At 35.4% G+C, this 26,782-nt stretch carries 19 protein-coding genes, 1 riboswitch and 1 other annotated feature; of the genes, 15 read left to right on the top strand and 4 right to left on the bottom strand.

Annotated elements, in window-relative coordinates; translation table 11 throughout:
* Nucleotides 1–306: 306 nt before the first annotated feature.
* Nucleotides 307–571, top strand: a binding site (T-box leader).
* An 80-nt stretch (nt 572–651) separates the two neighbouring features.
* The 6 genes from trpB (at nt 652) to QUF99_RS16570 (ending at nt 7,690) form a co-directional block, all read left to right on the top strand.
* Nucleotides 652–1,842, top strand: coding sequence for a tryptophan synthase subunit beta (trpB, locus tag QUF99_RS16595; RefSeq protein WP_289371385.1), 1,191 nt, complete (start codon nt 652–654; stop codon nt 1,840–1,842).
* Between the two features lie 291 nt (nt 1,843–2,133).
* Nucleotides 2,134–3,147, top strand: coding sequence for a DUF1835 domain-containing protein (locus tag QUF99_RS16590; RefSeq protein ID WP_289371383.1), 1,014 nt, complete (start codon nt 2,134–2,136; stop codon nt 3,145–3,147).
* A 484-nt stretch (nt 3,148–3,631) separates the two neighbouring features.
* Nucleotides 3,632–4,045 carry a hypothetical protein gene (locus QUF99_RS16585; protein WP_289371382.1) on the top strand — a complete coding sequence of 138 codons (414 nt, stop codon included), beginning with the start codon at nt 3,632–3,634 and terminating at the stop codon, nt 4,043–4,045.
* Between the two features lie 244 nt (nt 4,046–4,289).
* Nucleotides 4,290–5,525 (top strand): cytochrome P450 family protein, encoded by a 1,236-nt coding sequence (locus tag QUF99_RS16580; protein WP_289371381.1) that lies wholly within the window; start codon nt 4,290–4,292, stop codon nt 5,523–5,525.
* Between the two features lie 268 nt (nt 5,526–5,793).
* Nucleotides 5,794–7,068 (top strand): MFS transporter, encoded by a 1,275-nt coding sequence (locus QUF99_RS16575; RefSeq protein ID WP_289371380.1) that lies wholly within the window; start codon nt 5,794–5,796, stop codon nt 7,066–7,068.
* Nucleotides 7,058–7,690 carry a Vat family streptogramin A O-acetyltransferase gene (locus QUF99_RS16570; protein WP_289371379.1) on the top strand — a complete coding sequence of 211 codons (633 nt, stop codon included), beginning with the start codon at nt 7,058–7,060 and terminating at the stop codon, nt 7,688–7,690. Before QUF99_RS16575 ends, QUF99_RS16570 begins: the two co-directional genes overlap by 11 nt.
* Before the next feature lie 55 nt (nt 7,691–7,745).
* Here QUF99_RS16570 and QUF99_RS16565 read toward each other — a convergent pair whose 3' ends face one another.
* Complete coding sequence (locus tag QUF99_RS16565) at nt 7,746–8,132, bottom strand: hypothetical protein (protein WP_289371377.1); 387 nt, start codon at nt 8,130–8,132, stop codon at nt 7,746–7,748.
* Between the two features lie 189 nt (nt 8,133–8,321).
* On the opposite strand from QUF99_RS16565, the gene QUF99_RS16560 reads away from it, so the two are divergent.
* The 3 genes from QUF99_RS16560 to QUF99_RS16550 all read left to right on the top strand — a co-directional run bounded on the left by QUF99_RS16560 (nt 8,322) and on the right by QUF99_RS16550 (nt 11,853).
* Nucleotides 8,322–8,477 carry a DUF1540 domain-containing protein gene (locus QUF99_RS16560; protein WP_286120557.1) on the top strand — a complete coding sequence of 52 codons (156 nt, stop codon included), beginning with the start codon at nt 8,322–8,324 and terminating at the stop codon, nt 8,475–8,477.
* Nucleotides 8,478–8,960: 483 nt separating this feature from the next.
* Nucleotides 8,961–9,815: an HAD family hydrolase gene (locus QUF99_RS16555; RefSeq protein ID WP_289374679.1), complete on the top strand. Its 855-nt coding sequence runs from the start codon at nt 8,961–8,963 to the stop codon at nt 9,813–9,815.
* Between the two features lie 310 nt (nt 9,816–10,125).
* On the top strand, nt 10,126–11,853 hold the full coding sequence (locus QUF99_RS16550; protein WP_289371376.1) for an ATP-binding protein: 1,728 nt from the start codon (nt 10,126–10,128) through the stop codon (nt 11,851–11,853).
* Nucleotides 11,854–12,203: 350 nt separating this feature from the next.
* On the opposite strand, the gene QUF99_RS16545 is transcribed toward QUF99_RS16550, so the two are convergent.
* A complete protein-coding gene (locus QUF99_RS16545) occupies nt 12,204–12,884 on the bottom strand; it encodes an aspartate/glutamate racemase family protein (RefSeq protein ID WP_289371374.1) in 681 nt (226 codons plus the stop codon).
* Between the two features lie 160 nt (nt 12,885–13,044).
* Nucleotides 13,045–13,158, top strand: a riboswitch (SAM riboswitch).
* Between the two features lie 283 nt (nt 13,159–13,441).
* On the opposite strand from QUF99_RS16545, the gene QUF99_RS16540 reads away from it, so the two are divergent.
* From QUF99_RS16540 to QUF99_RS16525, 4 genes are all read left to right on the top strand, one after another.
* Entirely contained in the window at nt 13,442–13,990 is a 549-nt protein-coding gene (locus QUF99_RS16540) for an ECF-type riboflavin transporter substrate-binding protein (RefSeq protein ID WP_289371373.1), read from the top strand.
* Nucleotides 13,991–14,000: 10 nt separating this feature from the next.
* Entirely contained in the window at nt 14,001–15,701 is a 1,701-nt protein-coding gene (locus tag QUF99_RS16535) for an energy-coupling factor transporter ATPase (RefSeq protein ID WP_289371371.1), read from the top strand.
* Nucleotides 15,694–16,521 carry an energy-coupling factor transporter transmembrane component T family protein gene (locus QUF99_RS16530; RefSeq protein WP_289371370.1) on the top strand — a complete coding sequence of 276 codons (828 nt, stop codon included), beginning with the start codon at nt 15,694–15,696 and terminating at the stop codon, nt 16,519–16,521. The genes QUF99_RS16535 and QUF99_RS16530 overlap by 8 nt, the downstream gene beginning before the upstream one ends.
* Before the next feature lie 606 nt (nt 16,522–17,127).
* Entirely contained in the window at nt 17,128–17,220 is a 93-nt protein-coding gene (locus tag QUF99_RS16525; protein ID WP_289371369.1) for a YjcZ family sporulation protein, read from the top strand.
* 115 nt (nt 17,221–17,335) lie between these two features.
* Here the strand turns inward: QUF99_RS16525 and QUF99_RS16520 are convergent, their stop codons facing one another.
* Both QUF99_RS16520 and QUF99_RS16515 read right to left on the bottom strand, forming a co-directional pair.
* Nucleotides 17,336–18,592: a sensor histidine kinase gene (locus tag QUF99_RS16520; RefSeq protein ID WP_289371368.1), complete on the bottom strand. Its 1,257-nt coding sequence runs from the start codon at nt 18,590–18,592 to the stop codon at nt 17,336–17,338.
* Nucleotides 18,593–18,693: 101 nt separating this feature from the next.
* The gene (locus QUF99_RS16515; RefSeq protein WP_289371367.1) at nt 18,694–19,581 is read right to left on the bottom strand and encodes an inosine/xanthosine triphosphatase; all 888 of its coding nucleotides are present in this window, start codon (nt 19,579–19,581) and stop codon (nt 18,694–18,696) included.
* A gap of 953 nt (nt 19,582–20,534) precedes the next feature.
* Here QUF99_RS16515 and QUF99_RS16510 point away from each other — a divergent pair.
* Nucleotides 20,535–24,716 (top strand): S8 family serine peptidase, encoded by a 4,182-nt coding sequence (locus QUF99_RS16510; protein ID WP_289371366.1) that lies wholly within the window; start codon nt 20,535–20,537, stop codon nt 24,714–24,716.
* A gap of 732 nt (nt 24,717–25,448) precedes the next feature.
* Nucleotides 25,449–26,723, top strand: a complete 1,275-nt coding sequence (locus QUF99_RS16505; protein WP_289371365.1) for an MFS transporter — start codon at nt 25,449–25,451, stop codon at nt 26,721–26,723.
* Nucleotides 26,724–26,782: the final 59 nt, after the last annotated feature.

Here is a 26,782-nt window from a genome sequence, read left to right as displayed (position 1 = left end):
TTGCGAAAAAGAATCCCATGGCTTCAGCCGTGGGAGTGGTCAATTTAGTAAAGTGTTTAAGTCACGAATTGGTATAACCCCCACAGCATACCGTAATGCTCTTTTAACTGCTACAAGAAAATGAATCGCATTATAATATATGTTACTGAAAAAAGAGAAGAAGTATTAAACATATTCATTACCTTTTAGACAGAACATGCCCATATTGTCTTTAGTAACTCGCTGGAATGATGTTTAAAACTTTTAATTTTTTATTATTGACAAAATAAAAATAGTTATGTAATATCATACTTAAATCTTCATAATAAAAAATCGTTGACTAAGAAGAGTAGGTATAATTGATGCGTTTCAGAGAGCTGGAATTGGTGCGACCCAGTACGATAGATTATGCTGAATGGACTTAGGAGAGGTACGCTGAAACGTTAGGAGTATGCGACCCGGGTTCCGCCGTTACAAGGATGAGGATATCGAATGTATTATTCCGTATCCAAAAACGAGAGGGTTCTTCGTCTATGTGACAAGGAACTAAAAGAGGTGGCACCACGGTATAATCGTATATATCGCCCTCTACATGCTTTATGCATGTAGGGGGCTTTTTGCATTTTTTTACTTTTTTCATTCAATATTTAAAAATTACAAGGAGGAATTAACATGAATTTATTACAAGCGGAAAATGGATATTTTGGAGAATTTGGGGGTAGTTTTGTACCAGAACAACTCCAAGAGGCTTTACTTCACTTGGAGAGCGCATTTAATCAATACAAAGATGATCAAGAGTTTATAGAAGAATATGAATACTATCTTAAAGAATATGTAGGGCGTCCAAATCCATTGTATTATGCGAAGCGTTTGAGTGAAGAGATAGGTGGTGCAAAAATCTACCTAAAAAGAGAAGATCTTAATCATACAGGAGCTCATAAAATTAACAATGTATTGGGGCAAATTTTGCTTGCCAAGAGAATGGGAGCAAAACGTATCATTGCAGAAACAGGAGCAGGGCAACATGGGGTTGCTACGGCTACCGCATGTGCGATGTTCGGAATAGATTGTACGATTTATATGGGTGGAATGGATACAGAACGTCAACAATTAAATGTATTTCGTATGGAATTACTAGGAGCGAAGGTAATTGCTGTTCAAGAAGGGGGACGTACTCTTAAAGAAGCAGTAGATGCGGCACTTGAAGATTACGCTCAAAACTATGAAGGCACATTTTATTTATTAGGTTCTGCACTGGGACCACATCCGTATCCAACGATTGTTCGTCATTTCCAAGCTGTAATTGGAAGAGAAGCAAGAGCACAACACATTGAAAAAGAACAACGTCTACCTGACTATTTGGTTGCTTGTGTAGGTGGAGGGAGTAATGCAATTGGATTATTTGCTCCATTTTATAACGATAAAGAAGTAAAAATGGTAGGTGTTGAACCAGGTGGTAAAGGGATTGAAACAGGTATGCATGCAGCGCCTCTTACAGCAGGAGAGCCTGGTATCATCCACGGATTTAAGTGCTATATGATGAAAGACGAAAATGGAGAAATTGCAGAGGCACACTCTATTGCTGCAGGACTAGACTACCAAGGTGTCGGACCAGAGCATAGTTATTATAAAGAAACTGGACGTGCACAATATGTGGCCATTACTGATGATGAAGCGATGGAAGCTTTTCATAAATTGTCTCGTGTTGAAGGTATTATTCCTGCATTAGAAAGTTCTCATGCAGTAGCATATGCGATAAAGTTAGCTGCAACCTTACCAAACGATCAAAATATTATTGTCAATTTATCAGGGCGCGGTGACAAAGACGTACAACAAGTATTTGAAATGATTAACCAAAAATAAGTGACGTTTTATTAATATAAATGGAGAATAGTTTTAAATAGTGGCTACTTTAAGGTAGCCTTGCTTTTTAACATATAGTTAATTGATAAACAGTACTGAGTCCATCATACCAAGTGGACTCTTTTTTCCGTCTATTTAAAGGGGATAATACCATACTGTATAGTTTGGTATCTTTTTCATTTCTTTTAGTGAGTATAGAGCTAGGCTAAGAGTATGTTTTTAAAATGTAGCAGGGTAAGTAATATATGGTACACTATAAATTACATTAGTAAAGAAATGAGAGGGAAATACATGACTGACAAATTAAGTAAAGTAATTGATAATATGCTAGAAGATGAGGCGAAATCGTTACTCCATCACATTCTACTCCAATTTGAATTAATTGAAAATAATATAGATGAAGAAACAATCAAGATGTTAGCAGAAATACCAAAGCAATTGATTGAATCGCAAAAACCAAAACTAAATATTAAAGACAGTAAGCATGTACATATTGCATTCGGTGACTCGCCAGCAGGTTGTTTAAAGCACATGCTCAGCCAGGCAGGTTTACGTCAAGAGTATGTTATTTCATTCTCAGATGCTTTCTCTATCGGTCCAATTCATCAATTGGACTTGCAATCTGGACAAGCAGCACGCCAACAATGGTTATCGAGAAATTTAAATTCTTATGATCTTTATTTTGAAGAAGAGTATTTACCAAGCTTTTTAGAAACAATGGAACAATTACAATCCATCCCGAAAGATATCCCAATTACAATCTGGAAGGCAGACAATGCCCATGAACATATCGGACTTTGTTTTACACTTGCGCAGTTACAAGAACAAAATAATATCCGTGTAATTAATACGTCAGAAGCTCATAAAGAGTTGTTTTCAAAAGATTATAGCTTTCGTGCAACAGGAGAATTACCGCCAGAGAAGCTAGCGGTTATTCGCGAAAAGTATGGAAAAGGCTCATTATTAACCGAAAAGGCGCGAAAAAAACTTGAAAAAGAATGGGAAACATTCTCCGAAACTACGGACTTATTACGAATTTGGAAAGATAATAAAGTTCATTCTGTACAAGAAGATTACTTGGACTCTTTCATTATTGAATGTGCAACAAAACTTGAGTTAGAAAAAACTGAAGATACTTTCTACAAATCAGCAAGATTAGTTGGTGAGGTACTTGGTAATGGAGAGCAATACATCGGTGATGACTTTATCGAATACCGATTACGTATGTTAATCCAGCAAGGTGTTTTTGAAATGGAAGGTACATTAAAAGCGATGCGCTATTATAGTGTCAAGTTGAATAAATAATGATAGGATTTAGAAAAATAAACCGATAGATTTTAATGAAATTATATATTTATACTACTAAATATATAAATGAAAATTAAAAAAACGACATAAACCCTTCTTTTTAGGTGGGAGAGAGCATCCGGCTATGCATAGAAGCGGTCAGATCCTTTTCCTGTCCCATGCCAAGTGAAAACAAAGAGAGAAAACGACGGCAGGTCACCTTTTGTTATCCATAGCCGTGGCTTATATGTCGAAAAATCAAAATAGATTTTTATATAGCTCTTATTTTTGAAGGAAGGCTTCTCAAAAATAAGGGCTATATTTGTTTCGCGAATTGTTAGTCAAAAGGATCATTCACATATTCTAATTTGTTTTATAAAACAAATTATTTGTATAAACGAAATTAAGAAAGAAGAATTTGGGCTATACATAAGCTTCCTATAAGAGAGATATCACATATTAATGTTTTGAAGTTATAAATAAGAAGAAGGTGATCTTTTATATGTATAATCAACCAATATATCCAGGAGTAGGTTATGGTCAAACACCATATTATAACCCACAACATCCTGGGTATGAATCATCTAGTGAAATAAGAGAAACTGAGCATGAAGAATATCGACCTGACGATGCTGAAGATGCTCCAACATCACCCCCTCCATCACATGCTCCGTCGTTACCATCAACATTCGCTACCCCTATACCAAGTGGCAATACGAGAGCGTTGATGTGTAACTGTTTAGGGAGATGGGGATACTTACGTTTACATCGACCAGGACCTTTTGGAAGAGATTTATGGTTTTTTCCAACTGAAGTTAGAAGAAATGGAGTATCTGGATACACTTGGCAAGGCGGGCGTCGCCGGAAAGTAAGTTATAGATACCAACAAATCAGTAATTTTATGTGTTTTGCCTAGAAACAAACCCAACGAACAAAAAGAATTTTCCACCTATGATTGAGGTTTTTTTCAAGTTTAAGCAGGAGAGTAGAAAATATATTTTTCTACTTTCCTGCTGTTTTTTGAAAATGTGCATCGCGTTATTATTTTTCAATATATAAAGTAAGATCACAACGAAATATTTACAATTTTCTCATTTTAATTGCATTATAATGCATGTATGGAAGTGATTTCCACAAATAGATGAGAGTGAGGGAGTGCAATGTCTTTAAAAAACAAAGTTGGCCGAGAAATAGAAGGTGGTATTCAGTTAGCTTCTGCGTCGTTTAAAGAAGATGCTTATGAGATTTATAAGAAATCACGTGAATTGCAACCTATTTTGTTTGTATATAAGGGTGAACTGGGTACAGAATGGCTCATAACAAGATACGAAGATGCATTACCACTATTAAAAGATTCCCGCTTAAAGAAAAATCCTGAAAATGTATTTTCAAAAGATGAGCTCAAACCATTTCTATCAATAGAAAACGGAGATCATTTAACGAAGCATATGTTAAATTCAGATCCGCCTGATCATAGCCGGTTACGATTACTTGTTCAAAAAGCATTTACACCTCATATGATTTCGCAATTAGAAGGGCGCATTCAAAAGATTGCCGATTATTTATTAGATAACGTACAGCAGCAACAATCTATGAACCTCGTAAACGACTATGCATTCCCATTACCAATCAATGTCATTAGTGAAATGCTTGGTATACCAACAGAAGATCAAGAAAAATTTAGAGTGTGGTCTCATGCGGTAATTGCTTCACCTGAAACTCCTGAAGAGATAAAAGAAAATGAAGTGAAATTATCTGAGTTTATTACATATCTTCAATATTTAGTTGATATGAAAAGAAAGGAGCCGAAGGAAGACTTAGTTAGCGCATTAATTCAAGCAGAAAGTGAAGGGAGTAAGTTAAGTGCGCCAGAGCTTTATTCGATGATTATGTTACTCATTGTAGCTGGACATGAAACAACTGTAAATCTTATTACAAATACAGTATTGGCGTTACTTGAGAATCCAAAACAGCTTCAATTACTAAAAGAAAAACCAGAGCTTATTGATTCAGCAATTGAAGAAGGACTACGCTATTACTCTCCAGTTGAAATTACAACTGCACGCTGGGCAGCTGAACCTTTCGTTATTCATGATCAAGAAATTCAAAAAGGAGATGTGATAATTATTTCATTAGCTTCAGCAAATCGTGATGAGAATGTCTTTGTTAATCCAGAAATGTTCGATATTACAAGGGAAAATAATCGACACATTGCCTTTGGTCATGGAAGTCATTTTTGTTTAGGAGCACCACTTGCACGCTTAGAGGCGAAAATTGCAATTTCAACTTTGCTAAGACGTATGCCTACAGTACAAATAAAAGGTGAGCGAGAAAAAATCAAATGGCAGGGCAATTATTTAATGCGTTCTTTAGAGGAATTACCGTTAATTTTCTAGAATAGGTATTTGAGACATGCATACATATTATTTTGTTCACATAGAGTATGTATGTGTAATTTAAAATCGAAACGGAAGGGTGAAGACATCCAATGATTAACTAATTCTATTTTCAAAGAGACATTCGTTATAAAACGAAATATTCTTCTGAATAGGATTAGTCTGTACATTTTTATGTAAAAGAGAAGTGTCTTCGCGCTGCGAATATACTGTCTTTTTAATATGATTGTGCTGCCTCCTGTTCAGAATGTAAAATAGGGGGCTTTTTATGTCAGGGAAAGTGGAAATGAAACAAAAGAGTAGTAGTGTATCAGAAGTATTAAAAAATCGATTTGTGCAAGCAATTCTTGCTTCAGCATTATGCTTGCAGGTAGGGATTTGGGTTCGGAATTTTGCTGTACTACTTTATGTAATGGAAATGACGAATGGTGATCCATTCGCGATTTCCATGATTTCAGTTGCTGAATTTGCACCGATATTTATCTTTTCCTTTATTGGTGGGACATTTGCTGATAGGTGGCGACCGAAAAAGACGATGATTTGGTGTGAGGTTTTAAGTTCATTATCAGTCTTCGCGGTATTGCTCACACTTATATTTGGAACGTGGAAAGTGGTTTTTTTCGTTACACTTATTTCTGCGATACTTTCACAGTTTTCACAGCCTTCAGGTATGAAACTGTTTAAACAGCATTTGTCTACAGAGGAAATGCAAATAGGGATGTCGTTGTATCAAACGATTTTCGCAATATTTATGGTGTTAGGACCTATACTTGGTACGTTTGTGTTTCAAAGCTTTGGAATTTATATTTCGATTGTCGTAACAGGTAGTGTATTTTTACTTGCGGCTTTCGTATTACTCTTTCTTCCAAAAGACCTAGAAGAACAGGAAGAAAAGAAAAAAATTGGCTTATTGCAAGAAATGGCGGACGGTATAAGGTATGTTAAATCAAAGAAAACATTAACATTACTTGGGCTATGTTTTATGGCAGCAGGATTAGGCATCGGTCTCATCCAACCGCTAGGGATTTTTATCGTGACAGAACAATTAGGTTTATCGAAAGAAAGCTTACAATGGTTATTAACTGTAAATGGTGCAGGAATGATTATTGGTGGAGCTTTAGCAATGGTATTTGCGAAAAACGTTGCTCCGCAAAAGATGTTAATTCTAGGAATGTTTGCACAAGCTATTGGGATTAGTATTATTGGATTCTCTACAAATTTATGGATCACACTTATCGCTCAGTTTTTCAGTGGTCTAGCTCTTCCTTGTATCCAAATTGGGATAAATACACTTATTATTCAAAACTCAGATACAGACTTTATCGGACGGGTAAATGGGATTTTGAGTCCTTTATTTACAGGCTCAATGGTATTAACGATGAGTATAGCTGGTTCATTAAAAGAAGCATTTTCACTCAGTACAATGTATGAAGGAACAGCATTACTATTTATTATTGGATTATTATTTATTTTGCCAATATATAACCTAAAACCAGTTGCCGCTGCTTCAAATGAAAGAGGTACTATCCAGCATGAATCCTAATCCAAATGTGAAATATCCGATAGAAGGAAATAAGAGTGTTCATTTTATTAAAAATACAATTACGAAGCCAAATATTATTGTAGGCAATTATTCTTATTATGATTCAAAACATGGAGAGACATTCGAAAATCAAGTTCTATATCATTATGAAGTCATCGGTAATCGATTCATAATGGGGAAATTTTGCTGTGTGGCACCTGGTGTTACGTTTATTATGAATGGTGCAAACTATCGAATGGACGGATTTACAGCGTACCCATTCAATATTTTTGGCCACGGCTGGGAAAAGTACACTCCTTCACTTTCTGATTTGCCTTTAAAAGGCGATACCATAATTGGGAATGATGTTTGGATTGGTATGGATGCAACGATTATGCCAGGAATAACGATAGGTGACGGAGCTATTATTGCGGCTAATTCCGTTATTACAAAAGATGTTCCTCCGTATACAATTGTCGGAGGAAATCCTGCTATAGAGATTAAAAAAAGATTTCCGGATGATGTCATAAATGAACTGTTAGAAATAAAATGGTGGGACTTTGATATTAAAACAATTTCTGCAAGTATTGATATAATTGTAAGTGGAGATATAGGAGCATTGCGAAAAGTGAAATCATCTTAATAATAGAAAATATACAAAAAAGAGGACTAATTTTAGATGACTTAGTTCTCTTCTTTTATTTTTTATCAATTTTAAAAACGAAGCCACCATCGCACCATAAATCATAGCAAAATGTTTCTGGCCTAGATAGAAGAGTCCGGGAGCGCTCTACCCATTTTAAAATATCTGTATTCGTTGAATTTGCTGCACTTTGTAAGATATTTTGCAGAGATTCTATATTATATGTATTTCCGTGTGTACGTATAGCATCCCCAACTAATAGATATAAACAATGAAGAAAAAAATCTTGATTTGGACAATTTTCATCACTTGCAATATTCAATATAGTTTCCACAAAATTAGTACATATCGCTAAATCCCAGTCTTGCTCAGGAAGAAAGGCACGTTCCTTATAAGCCCATTCAATGATTTCTTTTTTTGTAGGATTCCAAGGATCCTTCATTATATAATCCCCTTTATTATTTAATAAATAATAAATAAAAGTATATAACAAAAAAAGATTGGGGAAAATTGTTTTCTTTATTGAATTTTGTATGATAGCTAGGAAGAGGAGTATCGATACAAATAAGAAATAGAAGTATCATACCTCCTAAAACTGTTAATGCTAAAGAAATAAGGAGGTGTGATACTTATGGCACAAGATGTTCTTTGTGAAGTAAACAACTGTCACTATTGGGGCAATGGAAACAAATGTAACGCAGATGCAATTTATGTAGTCAGTCATAAAGGAAAGCATGCGTCTACAACGGAAGAAACAGATTGCAAAACATTTACACCAGAAGCTTAAACGATAAAGGGTAACCATATGGTGGTTGCCCTTTTATTAATTATAGTATTGATAATAAATTTCATTTTCATCCGTGTTTTTTACTTTTCTTGTCAGTTTTTATATTTTTTTCATAAGTGTTGAAATCCAAGCTAGCTCATGTTCAATGCGGGATTTACTATATTGAACAACTTCAGAAACAAAAACTGTTGTTTCACCTAAAGTTTGAATGGACATGAATTGTTTATGAGGGACTTTTTGACAAGTTGTTAATAGTTCTTTTTTCATATATAAGAAGGATGTATTAGAACTTCCTTTTTGTAATATATTGTTCATATTTCAACTGGGAATTTTGAACGAGATGAAAATATTTCTTGACCTGAAACGCTTTTCATAAATTATAACTAAAGGGTACTTAATGGAGTAAGTGTGAAAACGATACCTTGTTTTCATCTATACTTCTAATGAACCGTGGGTTTATACAGAGAAAGTGGTGACAGGATGATGAAACTTATCGCAATTGATTTAGATGGTACTCTTCTTTCAGGAAATAAAATGATTAGTAAAGAAAATGCGGCAGCAATCCGCAAATGCCAAGAGCAAGGGCATGTTGTGGCGATTTGTACAGGACGTTCCATTGTAGATATCGAGCGTCTTTTACTAGAAGCTGATTTACAATGTCCGATTATCGCAGAAAATGGAGCTCTTATTTTTATAGATCAACAAATGATGAAGAGATATCCAATTCAAAACACACATGCATTCGAAATTGTGGAGTATCTAGAGGAAAATAGAATGTATTACCAACTGTATACAGATAGAGGAGTATACGTTCCAAAGTATGGTGAAGAAAGTGTGTATCTTGAAATCGATGAAATTAAAAATTCGAATAAAGATATTGATCTACAAGAACTAGAAAATATCGCAGCACTATACCTAGAGCATACTGCGTTTCACACTACAGAAAGCTGTAAACCGATACTAGAAGAATCGTTGTATGTTCATAAACTTTTACCGTTCTCATATGATATCGAGAAATTACAAAAGCTAAAAGAACAGTTTCAGCATAATGCGGAATTAGCTATTACAGCTTCGTATTGGCATAACGTAGAGATTAATCATCGTGATGCTCAAAAGGGAAATGGCCTATACACATTAGCAAAACATCTTAACATCCCAGTTGAAAATACCGTTGCAATCGGTGATGGCCTTAATGATGTTTCTATGATGGAGAAGGCACATATATCGATTGCGATGGGCAATGCAGTAGAAGAAATTAAGCAAATATGTCGCTATGAAACACTTTCAAACGAAGAGCATGGAGTTGCACATGCGCTGCATCATTATATAATGGAATAAAAAGTAAAAAGAATCCTTTATGGATTCTTTTTACTTTTTATTAGGGGTAAGGTGTTCTATGAGATATATAGAAGCCTTATTAGTTTTTATTATATAGAAAATATCGGGAGAATTAAATAAAATTTTTGAATATTTTGTGTATATTTTATGAATATACGATTAATGGTGGATACATAGTGTAATTTTGCTGAAAAATAAAATTTATTTGAATAATTGTGTTCGTCCTCTATACCTATGAGGTCATAATACGTATAATGGAGAAGCATGATTTAAAATTAGTATTAATTTTACATATAGAGGTGGATAGAAAATGAATGCGCGGCTTATGGAAATTATTGATGTGAAAACAATAGCAACCATGGCAGAACAGTTTTATTTATTAACAAACATTTCACATCAACTTCTTGATCATAATAACGAATGTCTTTTTTCATTTGGAATGAATCAAGAAGATAATATACAACTTACAAAGATTGAAATTCCAATAGTATTAAAGGAGCAACATGTAGGGAAATTTGTTGTCTCTCCAATACAGAATAATGTGATTGCTTGTCAAACATACTTCGAAAAGCTTGCCAATCTCATTGTCGATAGGGCAATGAATCAACTTCAGCAGCAAAGTCAAAATGTCAACATACTCTTTCAAAAAGAAAAACAACTTCATACGATATTAAAAAAGATGCCGATCATGGTAGACGCATTAGATAAAAATGGTGATTTTATTTTATGGAATCGTGAATGCGAGCTTGTAACTGGCTATACAGCAGAAGAGATTATTGGGAATCCAAAGGCACTAGAACTGTTATATCCTGATGAAAAATATCGTAAACAAATACAAAAGAAATTTTCTATTCGTGGGAGAAGCTTTCGGGATTGGGAAATGAACCTTACTTGTAAAAATGGAGAAATCAAAACGATTATGTGGTCGAATATCTCTGAACAATCTCCAGTTCGTGACTATAGTTATTGGGCAGTTGGTGTGGATATTACACAGCGAAAAGGGATAGAGCAGCAATTAAAGCAACAATCCTCAGAATTAGAACTCATTTTTCAAGCACTCCCAGATTTATGTTTCTTAACAGATGGTGATGGAACAATTGTAGATTATAAAGCTGGTTCTACAGATAAGTTTTATGTACCTGTAGAATTATTTATGGGGAAAAAGTTTTATGAAGTGTTGCCTTCACAAGTAGCTGAGCAATTTATCGACGCTATTAAACAAGTACAGCAAAAGGAATCCATGGTTATAGTTGAATACTCGCTAACAATGAAGGGTAGTATTAGTTTCTTTGAAGCTAGATGTTTACCGCTGTTAAAAGATAAAGTGATGATTCTTGTCCGGGATATTACAGAGCGGAAAAAGACTGAGGAATTACTTAATAAATCAGATACACTTGCGGCGATTGGGCAATTAGCTGCTGGTGTAGCTCATGAAGTTCGAAATCCACTTACTGTAATTAAAGGATTTATTCAATTATTTCAAACAAACAAGAAAGATCATGGAGAATATTTTGATCTCATGCTTTCAGAAATTGAAAGAATTGAAACCATTCTTCATGAATTTTTATCAATCGCAAAGACGGATGTTATTCCAAATGAAAAGAAAAACCTCTGTTCAATATTAAAAAATGTCGTTTCTTTAATAAATCCAAAGGCTATCATGGCAAATATTCAAATTGAATTGCAAATAGATTCACAGAATTTATTTATTGATTGCTATGAAAATCAATTAAAACAAGTATTTATTAATATTATGCAAAACTCGATTGAAGCAATGCCAGATGGTGGTAAGATTGCTATTACAGTAAAAAAGGATGATAGCAATGAGGTTATTATTTGTATTGCTGATGAAGGGATAGGAATTCCGCAAGAGAGAATCAAAAGGCTGGGTGAACCTTTTTACAGCACAAAGGAAAAAGGAACTGGAATCGGACTTATGCTTAGTTATAAAATTATTGAAAGTCATCAAGGAAGAATCTGTATTATGAGTGAAGTTGGAGTGGGTACGATGGTTACACTCTATTTCCCACTCTCTTAGCAGTCTGAAAGTAAGACACGAAAAAATGTTGTTTATGAAAAATTAACATAATAACATAAGGAAAAACGATCTTCTATAAAATTAGAGGATCGTTTTTGTACATATGATTATAAAAAAATAATTGTCTAATACTATACGAAAAGATTAAGATAATGCTTGTAATAATTTTATTACATATGGGATTACTCCGCCAATAAACTGTAAAGCTTCAATTGCTATTTGCATATGATTACTTCCTTTCTTGAGGTACTTAATATTAATGTAGAAGGTTTGAATGTATTATAAAGGATTTTATATATAAAAATTTATGCATTTTAACATATAAAAAAATAACTCATAAACATGAGTTATTATCCAGCAAATTGCACTGCAGTTTTGGCATGTAAAAAAGCAGTATCAAATACAGGGATAGAAAGGTCCTTCTGTGAAATAAGTAGCGGTATTTCTGTGCAGCCTAATAAAATTCCTTCCGCGCCATTTTCAATGAGCTTTGCAATGATTTGTAAGAATCGTTCTTTTGATTGCTGTGAAAGTATGCCTTTACTTAACTCATGAAGAATCACATGATGAATAAATTTCCGTTCATCACCTTGCGGTATAATTGTTTCAATTCCATAATTGTCTAATCTAGTTTTATAAAAGTCTTGTTCCATCGTTTGTTTTGTCCCAAGAAGACCTATTCGTTTCACATCGTGCCCTACAATTTCTTCTGCACTCACATCGCCAATATGGAGAAGTGGAATAGATACAGCTTGTTGTACTTCTTCTGCAAATTGATGTACGGTATTTGAACACATGAGTATACAATCGGCACCGGAATTTTCTACTTTCTTTGCTACTGCAACAAGTTCGTTTTGAACTTCTTCATATTGATGATTTTGTAATAACGTGGTCACTTCTCCAAAATCCATGCTATATAGTACAAGTTTTGCATTATGATCATACTGGGACAGAGTCAGTGTGTTGATATGTTTATAATAAAGAGAGGTTGATTCCCAGCTTAATCCACCAATTAGTCCAATTACTTTCATTTTCATTCCTCCCGATAACTGTTTTTGTTATTTAATCATCACACAATTCCGATAAGAATACAATGATTTAATTGCTCGTTTTATATAAAAATAAAAATATTAAGAAAAATGTTGTAATTGTTAGTTAATGGTGCAATAATACAAATTACAAACAAACGAATACTTATCCAGAGAGGTAGAGGGAACGGCCCTGCGAAACCTCAGCAACCCCTATTTATATGTGTAGGAAGGTGCTAATTCCGCAAAGGACATATTGTCTTTTGGAAGATAAGAGGATCATACACGTAAACAAAAATGACCTCTTATATAAGAGGTCATTTTTTTATCCCGCATGAACGAGCACCTCAAGTTCGACAGAAAGCCAAGAAGTTAGGCCGGGGGATAAACTGCCCGTAAAAGCCTAATTGGTAAGGGCTAATAATCAGAGGAGGATGAAGAAAATACCCATTGATTAAAGTTTCAGTTTATTGAAAAAGAAAGGAAGTGGGAACGTATAATTCATTTTTCTTTTGCATATAGGACTAATAGTAACTAAATAGGATGAGAGGAGAAATCATATGAATAAATTATCTACAAAACTAGTTGTAGCAATCGGTATTGGCTCTGCAATTTATGGTGTATTAGGTCTTTGGGGATTTTCCATTGCTCCGAATACTTTTATTAAACCAGCGCTTGCAATACTTACCATTTTCGGGGCGGTTTTTGGTCCATTCGCAGGATTATTGATCGGACTTATCGGTCATACAGTAACAGATACCATTGCTGGTTGGGGCATTTGGTGGGGATGGGTCCTAAGCTCTGGTATTATTGGATTTACTATGGGACTTGTTCAAAAGCGAGAAAATTTTAGTGTGAAAAATGGGACATATCGAAATCGCGATGTTTCGTATTTTGCTATAACAGGTGTAATAGGTATTATCATTGCAATTATATTTGCAGGTTCCTTCGATATTGCCGTTATGGGAGAGCCTTTCGATAAAATTGTCATTCAAGTATTTGGTGCAACCATCGCAGATGTTCTTGTATTTTTACTTCTTGGTTTACCAATTACACTTGGATTAGCAAAAAACAATAAGAAACATACACAATTAAAGATTGAAAAGTAGGGATATTACGATGAAACCCATAATTTCTTTTGAACAATTTACCTTTCAATATCAACACGTAACAGAACCAACTTTGCAGGATATTACGTTTCATATTTATCCAGGGGAAAAAGTACTGATTGCTGGCCGAAGCGGATCTGGAAAATCAACATTGGCTCATTGTATCAATGGGCTGATCCCTTTTTCTTATGAAGGATCAAGTACAGGAACCCTTTCAATTTGTGGGAAAGATCCTCGGGAAGGTAGTATTTTTGAACAAAGTAAACATGTAGGAACCATTTTACAAGATCAAGATTCACAATTTATTGGTTTAACAGTAGGAGAAGATGTTGCTTTTTCAATGGAAAATGATTGTGTAGAGCAGAAGAAAATGAAGGAAGTTGTTATGGATTCTTTACATAAAGTACAGATGCACCCCTTTCATTCACAAAGTCCTCACCAATTATCTGGAGGACAGAAACAAACTGTCTCACTGGCAGGGCTGTTAACGACAGATGCTGAAGTATTGTTATTTGATGAACCATTAGCCAATTTAGATCCTACAAGTAGCCTGAAAACAGTAGAACTTATTCAAGAGATACATCAACAATCGAATAAAACGATTGTTATCATTGAGCATCGAATAGAAGAGATATTAAAACTCGATCTAGATAAAATTATCTTAGTAGAGAATGGACGAATTGTTGCGATTGATTCACCAGTAAAGATATTACAGACAGATATACTACAAAAAATAGGGTTAAGAGAACCTGTATATGTAGAAGCGCTTAAAAATTTGCAGTTTCCTTTTTCGAATAAGCCAGTTTATCCGATCGAAGCTATAAATTGTGAAAATTTAAATGACATAGTAACGCAGTGGATGGGGAAGTGTCCTCCTTATAGAAAACATACACAAAAAGAAATCGTATGTCAGGTAAAGAATCTTTCTTTTTCATATCCATATACAAATTTCGCTTTAAAAGATATATCACTATCCTTATATGAGGGGGAAATTCTCGCATTATTAGGACATAATGGTGCAGGGAAATCCACACTTGCTCAAATTCTGACCGGGATGCAAAAAGCACAGAATGGAAAAATTGTATTAGACGGTGAAAATATTATCCCATGGTCGATTCGTAAGCGAGGAGAAGCAATTTCATACGTCATGCAAAATCCGAATCATATGATTACACAGTCTACTGTTTGGGAGGAAGCAGCCTTCTCATTACAACTTAAAAAGCTTCATCCAAATGAAATACAAAAACGTGTAGAAGATGCATTGCGTATTTGTGGATTATATCCATTTCGTAACTGGCCCGTACAAGCACTAAGCTATGGACAAAAAAAGAGGCTGACAATTGCTGCGGTTTTAACTAATAATCCAAAGCTTGTAATCTTAGATGAACCAACTGCAGGACAAGATTATTTTCACTACAAACAGTTTATGTCTTGTATACAACAATTAGCAGCACAAGGAATTTCCTTTATGTTCATTACACATGATATGAATTTAGCTTTAGAATACGCTGATCGTGCCGTTGTACTTCACAATGGAGAAATACTTGTCGATGATACTGTCGCAGTTGTACTCGCAAATCACTCTGTTTTACAGCAAGCAAACTTGCAAGAGAGCTCATTAACAACATTAGCCAGGTTAAGCAAAATTCCTTTCCCGCAAGTATTTGTGCAAATGTATATGGAAGCGAAGAGGAGGGGGGATTATGAGTAAATTAGGTTTACTCTATATAGAAAATGATACATATTTTCATCGAATGGATGGTACGATGAAACTGCTATTATTTATGGTTTGGATGATTCTCACATTTTTATTTTTTGATTTTCGTATTTTACTATCTTTGTTTCTTATCGGTTGCATTGGCTTAGCTGTCGCTAAAATTCCCATTCGTAAAATAATAATTGTTTTTAGTGTCATCTTTACATTCAGTATGCTAAATTCTATTATGATTTTACTCATTACGCCAACGCATGGTTCTGAGTTAACTGGAACGATTACACCTTTTTTCTATATTGGGTATGCAACAATTACATTCGAAACACTCTTTTATGCACTTACGCTATCATTAAAGTATTTTACATTATTGCCATTTACACTTATTTTCATCTATACAACACATCCAAGTCAGTTTGCTAGCAGCCTTCATAAAATTGGCTTACCGTATAAGATTACCTATGCGATTAATATTGCGCTTCGTTATATTCCAAATATACAAGAGGAATATACACTCATTAAGCATGCACAAGAGGCAAGGGGTGTTCCGTTTGAGAAAGGAGAAGCAAGACTATTTCAACGTATTAAAAATAGGGTAACAATCTTTTGGCCACTTGTCATTCATTCATTAGATCGAATTGATACCATTTCAAATGCAATGGATTTACGAGGATTCGGTAAAAAAGAAAAGCGAACGTGGTATTTTGCAACAAAGGCGAAGAAAAATGATTATATAGTGCTTCTAATTGGTATCATTACTTTATTACTTGCAATCTATTTAAAACTAACGATGTTTCAAGATTTTTGGTATCCTTTTTGAAATCGTAAAAAGGCTCGGTACATGCTCACTAGGATAAGAAAACGAGAAAAACGGTATCCTTTGTGTAATAAATCTACTTTTCCTTTTTTCTAAAAACCCAGTTTCTGTATCTATATAAAGTGAAACTTCCATCAGTGGGGGTTTTCTTCATCCCCCACTGATGGTTAGTTGAACCAATCGGGCTTTTACGGGCAGTTATCCCCCACCTATCTTCCTTGCTTCTCTCTGAATCTTGAGGTGGGGGTCTTACTGCCCGTTAATACGGGATAAATACAAATTAAAAAACCGACATAAAACCCTTCCTTTTAGGTGGAAGAGAGCATCTGGCCATGCATAGAAGCGGTCAGATCCTTTTCCTGCCCCGTACCAAGTGAAAACAAAGAGAGAAAACGAGTGCAGGTCACCTTTTGTTATCCATAGCCGCGGCTTATATGTCGAAAAATCAAAATGGATTTATATACATGAACGATAGGTCACTCGTATGAGTACCCTTTGTATTTTCAAAAAGACGTGCTCACAAATTACATACAAACATAATATATAATACGAAGCCGTTAAAAATATCTATTACCCATTAGTTTGAACTCCTAAAAAGGGGGAAAAAATATGAGTTTTGGTGGAGGGTTCGCTCTACTAGTTGTATTATTTATCCTGTTAATCATTGTTGGATGCAGTTGTTGGGGTGGAGGCGGATACTAAAGGCCGTACAAGCTTCTATTACTTGTATTTCAATGCACTAAGTAATTACAAAAAACATAAAAGGCACCCATTTGGATGCCTTTTCCTTCTTCCTTTTTCCTGGGAAAATGTAATCTTAAGCTTGCTCATTACTTCGTTGAAATGTAACTGTTAAAGTTGTTCCTTTACTCACAACACTTTTTATATTCAATGTCCCATTCATCGTTTCAATGATTTTTACCGCAACCATAGTACCTAAGCCTGTCCCTTTTGATTTCGTACTAAAATATGGTTCGCCAAATCGATTTATTTGATCCTTGGTCATACCAATGCCACTATCTTTAATCATAATGATGATTTTATTTTCACTGATAGATGAACTGATATTCAGTATTCCACCAGTTGGCATTGCTTCAATACTATTCTTTATTAGATTTAAAAAACATTGATGAAAGTGTTGCGTATTCCCAGTGATACTGCCTGTTACTAAATTTTCGGATATGTTTACCGAATTCATATTACATAATGGCATCATCATACTCATTACTCTTCGTAATTCTTGATCAATTACAATAGTATCGATTTTTTGTGATGCCGGTTTTGCAAATGTTAAATAATCATCAATGATTGCCTGCGCATGGTTCAGCTCTTCAATAATATGTTTAATATATAGCTCTCTAGACTCTTGTGATAAATCAGGTGTTTTAAGTAGCTGAGTAAACCCTTTCACTACAGTTAATGGATTTTTCACTTCATGTGAAATACTTGCAGCAAGTTGACTTACAATCTCCATTTTCTCCACTTTTACTAATTTAGATCTCATCATAATTGCGTCGTTTAAAATTTCAATAATATAGACGACAAATAACATCACAATAGGTGGGAGAAGAATAAAATCAATGATATACGAGGTATTAATTTGAAAATCTGCTAGGATGACAATAATAACAGTTGTCAGTAAACCAAGAAAAACAGTTAAAAGCATAGACATGATAAGCTTTTTTCTTCTATTTAAATTTTTAAATTTAGAAGAAGAAAAAGCAGCGACGATAAGCATCGTTATGTAGACAATGACTATTAAAAAGTTGACACCATAAAAAATAACCCGAAAAAGTAACATAATGCCCAATAAAACAATCCCAATTAGTGGACCACCATAAAGTGTCCCAATCAAAAATGGAATTTGTCGCAAATCATGAATACGCTCTAGATCAATGTAAATAGGAAATTTCATACATAAAATAAGAGGGAGACTAGTACAAATAATCATTAGAAGCTTTTTGTGTTTTTTGAACAATTCCCCATTGTCATATATAAAATAATAGACAAATATACTACTTAAAATGTAAAGAAGATTATTTAAAACGTTTTGATCGCTGTATACAAAATTCATCTAGCATGCCTCATTATCATAATTTTCAATACTACAAGTATTATACAAAAAAAACGAAATTTCTTCATCTATTAATTATCTTGTTATGCTAATAAAGGTTATTACTTTGAAATCAGTATGTTGCTGCGGGCGGATTCCCATGCTAAGTAAAATTCCGCAACCGATGCATAACGTTGATTCCTATTTTTTTCTACAGCGCGAGAGGCTACTTCGTACAGTTTTTTTCCTGCATCCCATTTTGAAAATGAACGATCAAGTTCGCCACCTAACAGTCCAAATGCAATTGCCCCCATGTTAAATACATTTGTTCTTTCATCTATGACTGCACCAAGTTCAAATTCTTCTGGGGACATAAATCTTGAGGAGCCCCAAAGTCTTCCCATTGTATTGATATATGTTTTTTTCTGATAGAAGTCTATATCACATATTTTTGTACGATTTGTATTAAAGTTATACAAGATGCTACCATCGTAAAAATCAACAGCGACATAATTTTTCTTTTCAATATAAACATGGAAAGAAAAAATTCGATCTAGCGAAGCGAGGCGATATTCAATTGGTAATTGTTTATATCGGAAAAACGGAGAATCTGGATGATTATATTTTGCTGGTGGTGGAAAAGTCCAATGAGGATGAAGGCATTCACCATCAAACCAATCAAAAATTGCAACATAGCCATGTTCCACGTCAAAATGATCAATTAATTTTATTAAATTCTCATGTTTTAATTCCTCATAGAGAACAATCGCTTCTTGTAACCGCACAATTGCATCTTGCGGTTGTCCTGAATACTCCATCGTTTTTGCACCGGCATATTTGACAAACTTTTTCTCCCCATCTTTTTCAATTCCAAAGCAAATGTTCCCTGAATCTTGTTGGTCAAACACACAAAATACCTTACCAAGACGAATAAGCCATTCAAAATCTTGGTATTCTTTCAATTTGAAAGATACATCATCAATAGTAAGTGTGACTAGAAATTCGCTCATTATATACCTCCTATTTTATATAAATAAATTAAACGCTAATATATTCGTGATGACTATATAAAAATCCTGTCCAATGGGTCATATAGATTACCTGTTAATGATAAAATAGATATATTTTTCAAAAAAACTGTATATAAAAGGTTTTTTTAAAAAATTTATATTGCAACCTTTGTTTGAATTTCACGTACTTGATTTGTTATACAGAATTACCGAAAAGTTCAAATTGAGATATTTCTCTTACAAAACAACGTAGAATTTTCCCAACATACATTGTACTACAAACGGTTGACTTAAATTGTAATTTTCTGAATAATTATAATTAATTCGACATTAAATTCCGAAGAAAGGAGGATTAAAAAAGAAACACTAGAAAAAATGAGTAATAAGTAGAAATATTTGTTATACCGGCTTTATTTGTTTTATTTGGAAGATTATGACCAATAATAGCTACATTTGCTGTGAATCAACAAACGTGTCAACTGCACTATTTCATGCTAAAAGATTAAGTAAGTAAAATATTGTAAAATTTCACCTTCATCACAAGTAGAAGATCAAGTTACGAGATTAGTAGGTGAGCAAGTCAAAATTGTCAGTGCGCAAACGGATCGTAAAACAAATACATACGATGACATGATACGTATAGTTTTCTATACCTTCAGCGCTCTTAGGATTCATGGGATTAAAAGTACAAACAAAAAGAGGTAATAACTTCTATGACTCTGCATTCACTTCAATTCATGTAAGCGATTTCTGAATGAACGTTATGATTTGGCAGTATATAAATCCAAATTAAATTTTCAACATTTTCCCAACACCTCCACCTACTCCTTTTTTCGTTCTACTTTCAGTAGTATACCGAAGTGAAGGACGGTAACCGTGTTAAAGACTCTAGTTGGATTTATAGAAGTTTATAGAGATTTATAAAAATATAATAATAAGTAGGTGTATATTGAATGAACAACATCAAAAAACAATTTGCGGTAATCGGTCTTTCCAGCGCTCTCGTTTTATCACAATTCTCTGGACTCTTACCAAATTCTTTCTCTCCGGCGGTTGCACATGCAGAAGAGAAAGGAACACCAAAGGAAATACTAGCTAATCTTACTCCGGAACAACGTGAAGCTCTTACGAAGCTGCAAACAATAAATGAAACTGGTTTGCATTTAGCACCAGAGGTAAATGTGGAGAGTACAGACGAAATTTCTGTTATTGTTGAATTTAAACAAAGGCCACATCAAGTAGCTGTATTAGAAGCAGCGGCAGAAGGAAAAAAATTGTCTGTCGCAGAAGCGAAAAAACAAGTAGATGCTTCCCATGATACCTTTAAAAAAGATTTAAAAACGATCTTTACGTCAAAAGGGGAGAAAAAAGCACCTTCTTTCCAAGTGAAACACTCTTATAAAAACGCTTTCAATGGTGTCGCTATGAAGCTGCCGGCAAACCAAGTTCAATCCCTCTTACAATCAAAGGAAGTCAAAGCCGTATACAGTGATGTGCAGGTACAAGCTGAACCGCCTGTAAAAGAAGAAGAGCCTGCAATCGGTACCCTTAGTAAGGGAATGGCAGATGAGCTCTCCTACCTTCAAGTGGACAAGCTTCATCAAGAGGGATATACAGGAAAAGGCATTAAAGTAGGAGTGATAGATACAGGAATTGACTATAACCATCCAGATTTAAAAGCCGCTTTTAAAGGTGGATATGACTTTGTCGATAATGACACAGATCCGATGGAAACGACGTATGAGGATTGGGAAAAATCAGGTAAGCCAGAAGTCTCAGGCTCAACTTATTACACCACGCACGGAACACATGTCTCAGGTACGATTGCTGGACAAGGAACCAATGCTAGTGAGCATGCAACCACTGGAGTCGCTCCAGACGCTGAACTGCACGCGTACCGTGTTCTAGGACCTTATGGGTCAGGATTCACTTCAGGGGTCATTGCCGGAATTGATAAAGCGGTCGAAGATGGCATGGACGTTATCAATCTGTCGCTCGGTGCAGCCCTAAATAATCCGATGTATCCCACAAGTATGGCTGTAAATAACGCCGTTTTAAGCGGAGTCACAGCAGCAGTATCTGCCGGAAACACAGGAGATAAAATGTACACGTTAGGATCTCCAGGTGCAGCAGCACTCGCGATCACTGTAGGGGCAAGCGATGTTCCTATTAAACTTGTAAACTATAAAGGCTCACTTGCGGCGGGACAAGACAAAGTATCTGCAGATTTACGTCTATTAGCACTCGGGTATGGAGATGACATTACGAAGCTAAAAGACCAGACGCTTCCGATTGTCGATGCTGGTATGGGCAGCGAGGCTGATTTTACGGGGAAAGATGTAAAAGGGAAGATTGCTTTAGTGAGTCGCGGGAATAACATGGCATTGGCTGATAAAATTAAGTTTGCCAAGAAAAATGGTGTAGCTGCGGTACTTTTATTCAATGACAAGGCAGAAGAAGGGCATATTCCTGCTTACTTAGCAGAGGGAATAGATTATATCCCGACATTCTCTTTATCCAATGCAGAAGGGTTAGCTTTGAAACAAAAGGTAGAAGAGGGGCACACAAACTTCACATTTGGAGAGATGACAGAATCGAAAACAGAAGGAGATCAATTGGCAGGTTTTAGCTCTCGCGGACCATCACGTGTCAATTCTGATGTCAAACCAGAAGTAACAGCACCAGGTGTAGCAGTATTCTCTACGGTTGCTTCAGATGTAATCAATCGTGATAAAGAAGACAATTATCAATATGCATACCAGCGCATGTCTGGAACATCGATGGCATCCCCGCATGTTGCCGGTATCGCTGCACTCTTACTGCAAGCAAATCCTAAATTACAGCCAGAAGATGTGAAGACTATTTTAATGAATACAGCAGATCCACTCAGCAAACCTTACAGCGTATTTGAAGTCGGTGCAGGACGCGTCGATCCATATGAAGCTATCCATTCTGATGTAAAAATTACAGTGAATGACAAGACACCAATGATTGAAAACGGCAAGGAAAAACTTATCAAAGAGCAAACAGGTGGCATCAGCTTTGGCACACATTCTTCTACAGGCGAGGACATTAAAGACATACGCTCCTTGATGCTTAGCAACAAAGGGAAAGCAACGAAAACATTTGATGTAAAAGTGGAATTCCAAACAGATGCAAGGGGATCAAAGGACGCAAAGAAAAACGGCGTAAAGGCGATGACAAGTCATTCAATTACACTCGAGGGCGGCAGTGAAAAGAAGACCAACTTTGGGATTTTGATTCCAAAAACAGCAGAAAAGGGAATCTATGAAGGATATGTGGTGTATACAAACAAAGACAATCCATCTGAAACGTATCAAGTCCCATTTGGTATCAATTATGTAGAAGATGGATTTGAAAATTTCACAGTGCTAACAAAGGCACTAACAACGACATCTCAATCAGCACCAAACCCATTTTCGACTTACGGTCTCTATACGTCTTTAAAGGTGAAGTCGAATACAAAGAGGGTTGATTTCATGCTTGTAGATGCCAAAACAAACAAATATGTTGGGTCTCTCGGCTTTAATTCAAACTTGAATGGAAATCAAGATTATACTCTTCTTGGATTTGGGATGTATACACCGTTTATTGGAGATCCAGATAAACCATTTTCTACTGATCCAGAATATTTAAACTCTTCTTTTTCTGATAATGCAGAGTTTATACCACATGGAAATTATAAGGTAAGAGCCATTATGACGACTGAGCAAGGAAAAACCATTACATCAGAAGATGAGTATCTATTTATAGATAATACGGCACCAGAATTTAAGCTTTCTCTTCCACACGGAGTGTACGAGTATGAAGCAGGTCAAAAAACGGTTCCCGTTTCAGGATCTATTTCCGACGAGAGTATTAATGATATGAAGACTGCCGGTTTCAATATTTCTCAAGCTGCCAATAAAGTTGTGTATTATTACAACAAACCTAAGCCGGGCCCAACAGATATGGCTTATTTACCGCAATGGAAGCCAAACGGTAACATCTCTCTTAATCCAGATGGAACGTTTGCAAGTGAAATACCAATGGATGAATCCATCTCAATTCTTCCTGTTCGTTTCTATGGTCATACTGTATCAACAGCAGGAAATTATCCAAAAATGCCGACAACTTATTTTGTAAAAAAGGGTACACAATATGTAGCGGCTACACCAAATAAGCAAGAACCAAAACTAGGTGAATCGGTTACCTACACATTAACAATGAACAATGCTAATAAACTAAAAGAACAAACGTTTACGTTCGATTATCTGAATGATTACTTTGACATTGAAAGTGTAACTGTCCATCCAGAGCTTCAGAAAAAAGCAAATGTAGAATTGAAACATGAAGAATTATCAGGAAACGAAACACTGAAAAAGCATAGTATTCATGTATCCGTAAAGGATGCTGACCAAGGTATTGATGGGACTATTCCAGCAGTAGATGTAACACTGAAAGTGAAGGATAACCGATATTATGATGGTGAACTAGACCTGAAAAACCTAACATCATCGTATATCAATACTGAACATGAAACAATCTCTGTTCCGAGTCTATCTGTTGAGTCATATGTAATCCCAACATTTTCGGAAGTACTAGTGGGAACTCAAGCTGAAGGACTTTCTACAACAACAGATTATACGAAAGCAGGTGCAACTGTAACTGTTACAGATAAGAACAACAAACACTATAAAGGCACAGTCACGAATAGTTCAGGCTATCTATATGCAACTATTTCTAAGTTACCGGTAACTTCTGAAGAGCTTATGTATCATCTTCACGTACCTGGCCACTTTGAAGCTAGCAGACCATTTACTGTTTTTAAACAAGATGGAGAAACGATCCGAGGAGAAAATGATATGAAGGCTAGTACAGCGTTAGTAGCCGGTGATGTCAACGGAGACCAAGTCATCGATATCATGGATGTAGTATTCATGGAAGAAAACTGGAAAACTAATAAACGCAGCGCGGACATCAACTTTGATGGTACAGTTGATATGAAAGACTTTGCGTTTATCGAAAAGAATTTCTTAGCGGTGAATAAAACTGCAACGAATCCTCCAAAACCGCAAGATAAGTATAAAGGGAAGACATTAGAAAGTATTAAAAAAGAATTAGAAGGTAAGTAATAATAGAAAGAGTAACTCCATCACTTTGAATCATAACCCGAATAACAGGCGCTAAAAAAAGCGCTGTTGTTCGGGTTCATTCGTTCTTTATAAATAAAAAAAGCACTTGTAAAATCAACGTTTTTCTTTAGTACGCTTGATTTGCAAGTGCTTTTTTGCTTAGGAGGTTTTATTACTTTATATCTCCAATGTGATATGTAGGGTTTGCGAATAAGTTATAAAACTTCAGTTTTATAAATAAAAAATATTTGCGCCCAAGAAAAAGACTGTCCTAAATCAAAGATTTTGGGCAATCTTTTTTTAGTTAGTTTTTATTCTTTCTTGTGAATAACATAACCAAAGTAATTAAACTAAAATCTATTAAAGCTAAAAATGGAATTGTAATAAAGTGAAACTTTGATCAGTGGGGGTTTTCTTCATCCCCCACTGATCATTAGTTGAACGAATCGGGATTTTACGGACAGTTTATCCCCCACCTAACTTCTTTGCTCCTTGCAGAACTTTGAGGTGGGGGTATTACTGCCCGTTAATGCGGGATAAAAACTAGCCAATTAATATACTCTGCATTACACGGAACTCTTTGAACACATGGTTTGATTTTAAATAATCAATTTGGTGTAGAGAGTTTTTCTCTTTGAAAACTAAAAGAACGGATGGAAAAACTATTGAATACGAAACATTAATCATAGTACATTTAAAAAAGAGGAAATTTTTCATAAAGAAGGTGTGAAAATGCTTGATAAAGCTGATGATTCAATAAGGAGTCATATGTATACAGTAGAAGAACGAAAAATGTTATATAAACGGACGTTAGTAATCGTAAGTATTTCACAAATGTTTGGTGGTGCGGGGTTAGCTGCTGGAATTACGGTAGGTGCACTTCTTGCACAGCAAATGCTTGGAACAGATGCATTCGCAGGATTGCCAACTGCTATATTTACAATGGGGTCTGCAGGAGCCGCTTTAATAGTAGGAAGGCTTTCTCAAAGTTATGGACGTCGGATAGGACTCGCGACAGGATTTATGGTAGGAGGGCTTGGGTCTATTGGTGTGGTAATTGCCGCTTTAACAAATAGTATTATTCTCTTACTTGCTTCCTTACTGATTTATGGTGCGGGTACAGCTACAAATTTACAAGCTCGTTATGCCGGTACGGACTTAGCGAATAAGAAGCAGCGGGCAACTGCTATTAGTATTACAATGGTTATGACGACCTTTGGTGCGGTTGCAGGACCAAACTTAGTGGGTACAATGGGGAGTTTTGCTCTTTCTATTGGTATTCCTAAACTTGCTGGTCCGTTCATATTATCAGGAGCCGCATTTTTTTTAGCAGGTCTCGTACTTTTCGTTATGCTTCGTCCAGATCCATTAATTATAGCGAATACGATAGAAACATATAAACAGGAACATAAATATAAAGAGCATTCAATATCTACGAAATCAATAACAAATAAAAGAGGCGTTACAGTTGGGGCAATCGTTATGATACTTACTCAAGTTGTCATGGTTGCTATTATGACTATGACTCCAGTACATATGGAACACCATGGTCATGGATTAAGTGAAGTGGGTCTTGTCATCGGGTTTCATGTAGGTGCAATGTATCTTCCATCACTCGTTACAGGAATCCTTGTTGATAAGCTTGGTCGAACGGCAATGAGCATTGCGTCCGGAGCTATACTACTTATTGCGGGTGTGTTAGCTGCCATTGCACCAAGCGATTCTTTAGTACTCCTGGTCGTTGCTCTTTCTTTACTTGGATTAGGGTGGAATTTTGGTTTAATAAGTGGTACTGCTCAAATTGTTGATTCAACAGAACCTTCGACACGGGCAAAGACACAAGGGAAAGTAGATGTTTTTATTGCGTTGGCAGGGGCTTCTGGTGGAGCAATGTCCGGCATGGTGGTAGCTAATTCAAGTTATACATCATTATCATTAGCTGGAGGGGCTTTAGCCTTATTGCTCATTCCTGTTGTGATATGGTCTCGAAAAGATAAAGAACATTAAATAAAATAGAAGTCCAGAAAGTGTTGCTAATATATAATGAGAGAGCTGTTTTTTCTTAG

The organism is Bacillus sp. DX4.1 (genome assembly GCF_030348195.1).
GTDB lineage: Bacteria > Bacillota > Bacilli > Bacillales > Bacillaceae_G > Bacillus_A.
Note: the sequence above shows the minus strand (reverse complement) of the source record. Positions and strands in the feature narration are given on the sequence as shown.